At 36.9% G+C, this 2,723-nt stretch carries 4 protein-coding genes; 2 read left to right on the forward strand and 2 right to left on the reverse strand.

The features are described from left to right. Positions 1-154 precede the first annotated feature (154 nt). Complete coding sequence (locus tag VKY50_RS06225) at positions 155-667, forward strand: shikimate kinase (protein WP_324299966.1); 513 nt, start codon at positions 155-157, stop codon at positions 665-667. On the opposite strand, the gene VKY50_RS06230 is transcribed toward VKY50_RS06225, so the two are convergent. Both VKY50_RS06230 and VKY50_RS06235 read right to left on the reverse strand, forming a co-directional pair. Next, a complete protein-coding gene (locus tag VKY50_RS06230; RefSeq protein WP_324299968.1) occupies positions 659-1,162 on the reverse strand; it encodes a phosphoribosyltransferase family protein in 504 nt (167 codons plus the stop codon). The two genes, VKY50_RS06225 and VKY50_RS06230, sit on opposite strands and share 9 nt — an antisense overlap. An 88-nt stretch (positions 1,163-1,250) precedes the next feature. After that, positions 1,251-1,634 carry an RNA-binding S4 domain-containing protein gene (locus tag VKY50_RS06235; RefSeq protein ID WP_324299970.1) on the reverse strand — a complete coding sequence of 128 codons (384 nt, stop codon included), beginning with the start codon at positions 1,632-1,634 and terminating at the stop codon, positions 1,251-1,253. A 110-nt stretch (positions 1,635-1,744) separates the two neighbouring features. On the opposite strand from VKY50_RS06235, the gene VKY50_RS06240 reads away from it, so the two are divergent. Beyond that, positions 1,745-2,723 (forward strand): FKBP-type peptidyl-prolyl cis-trans isomerase (locus VKY50_RS06240; protein ID WP_324299972.1); only part of this gene is annotated, 979 nt, incomplete at its 3' end.

Genomic DNA, 2,723 nt, shown 5'->3' on the forward strand with positions numbered 1-2,723 from the left:
TAAGTATGTTATTTTTAACGCTGACTAACTTTTCTGTTAGCGGGTGCAAATATAAGATCATTTATTTATTTTTCAAGTCATTTTTACTATAAATTTGTCTTTTTTTTAAGGATTACCCTTAAGGGTATGAGAACTAATTAATTAAGTTTTTTGTATGATCGTATTAATTGGATATATGGGCAGTGGAAAATCCACTGTTGGTAAGGTTTTAGCCAAACAACTTCAAAAAGATTTTATTGACTTTGACAAGTACATTGAAGCAAAAGAAAATCAAAATATCCCAGAGATCTTCAAACAAAAAGGAGAGGTGTATTTTAGAAAGAAAGAAGCCCAGTATCTTGGGGAGCTTCTAGAGGACAATTCCAAAGCTGTAGTCTCGCTAGGAGGAGGAACACCATGTTTTGGGAATAACATGCAAACCATCATTGAAACCTCACCAAATGTATACTACCTAAAGTTATCAGTAGATACGCTAATAGATCGATTAAAACCCGAAAAATCATACCGTCCATTAATCAAGGACATCGCGGATAAAGACCTATCAGAATTCATTAGAAAGCATTTATTTGAGCGTAATTTTTATTATTTGCAAGCGCATCACATTATCAATGTGACACAACAAACACCTGAAGAAATCGCCGGGGAAATTATCGAAAAATTATCTTAAATAAACTGCATCGTTCCCATTTTCAAATACCACATCAACATGTTCTTGAAGTGAGGTCGAAAGGGAAATGCCTTTAAAGTCAGCCTTTACTGGGTACTTTTTATGGTTTCTGTCCACTAGAACAACAGTCTTTAATTTCTTAAGAGGGACGTCTAAGAAATGACGAACCGCATAAATTAAGGTGCTTCCAGAGTTTAAAACATCATCCACAACAATAACGCATTTGTTCTGGTACTCGGATTTATCCAAAGAGGTTTCAATTGGCTTTAACGGATTTACCTTGTCAATTATGACCTCACAAAAGATCGTTTTAATGTCGGCTATTTCGTTAAAACACTGATCGATCTTTTTAGCTAGTTCCAACCCACTGGAAGCAATTCCAGCGATCACGATTTCGTCCTCATCCACATAGGTTTCATAAATCTGATAGGCGATACGTTTAATTTTATGCTGAATTTCTTCGTGTGATAGAATTTTATTTTCCTGAGTTGTCATAACCAAAATGTTTTTTCAAAGATAGGATATAATGGTAAAATCTAAGATGCTATAATGAGCCTTTCTTTAAAAGACACTTGTAAAAATATCAATTACTCTCCTGTTGTCCATCGACTAGGTAATCATCAATATCCCTACGATCTTTTTTAGTTGGACGACCACTTCCTTTTTTACGGTAGTACTCCTTAGCGTACTTTAAAAGCTCCGTATGTTCAAAAGCCTCTTTCGGTGTGGTGTCCACCCGGTAAATATCTACCAGTTTAGCGCCTACACGACTCTCGGGAATATCCAAGACAGTTATTTGATAATCAATTTGATTCTTCCGCAGTATAATTTTATCGGTAGGATATACCTCCCTAGAAGGCTTTACGCTTTGTCCGTTTACCCGAACATGACCCTTCTTACATGCTGTGCTAGCAAGGTTTCTTGTTTTAAAATAACGTACACACCACAAATATTTATCGACCCGCATATTGAGAATTTAAAAAATTTCGTTAACGTTGAAGCAAAAATACTAGAAAATAGTATCTTGCGCACTTGTATATGTTGAATATAACATTTAAGAAAGTAAAAGCAAGATTGATGAAGATAAAATTTGTAGGATTCGCCGCCGTGGCCCTACTTGCCCTTTTGGCTTGTAACAACGATGATGATAGTAATAGTGGACCAACCCTTAGGGACCTCACTGAGGTAACGGCTGAAAATGAGGCAGATTTGCAGGCTTACCTAAAAACGCATTTTTACAATTACGAACAATTTGAAAATCCTCCTGCAGACTTTGACTATAAAATTGTGTTCGATACAATCGCAGGAGACAACGCAGGTAAAACCCCTCTGATTGAACGCCCAGAGCTCAGAGATACCATAATCAAAATTGACGATGTTCCGCAGAAAATGTATATGCTCATTGCTAGGCAAGGGGCTAGTGAAGAACACCCTTTGCTTGGAGATCAGGTAGTGGTAAAGTATGAAGCTAGTTATATGAATGGCATCGTACAAGACGCTTCCAATGTAGAGGTTTCATTTAATACCTTAGGAGGTTTAACAGAAGGCTTTGCATGGTTTTGTACCAAATTAAATGTTGGTACAGGATATGATGCGGAAAATCAACCTGATGACGGGACTATCGTTTGGAACAATGATTACGGTATAGGCGCTGTATTTGTCCCTTCAGGACTTGCTTATTACAGTTCAGGTAATTACAACCCTTACATTTTTAAGGTAGATATGCTCGCCTATAGTTTTGCTGATCAAGATCAAATATATGATTTCAATACAAGGAGTTATATAAGTTCACCCGATGGGATTCCATCACGATTGGAAGACTTAAATGGTAATGGAGACCCTAGAGATGATGATAGTGATGGCGATGGTATTGCAAACTATTTAGATGCCGATGATGACAATGATGGTATTTTGACACTTTATGAATACGATGTACTTCCAGATAATAACAATAATGGTATCATAGATGAAGGTGATGGAGATGGTATTCCAGATGACAGCGACGGTGACGGTATTCCAGATTATTTAGATCCAGACAACCAGATTGGCAGCGGTA

This window comes from Galbibacter sp., from assembly GCF_035306585.1.
In the GTDB taxonomy this organism is placed as follows: Bacteria; Bacteroidota; Bacteroidia; order Flavobacteriales; family Flavobacteriaceae; genus Galbibacter.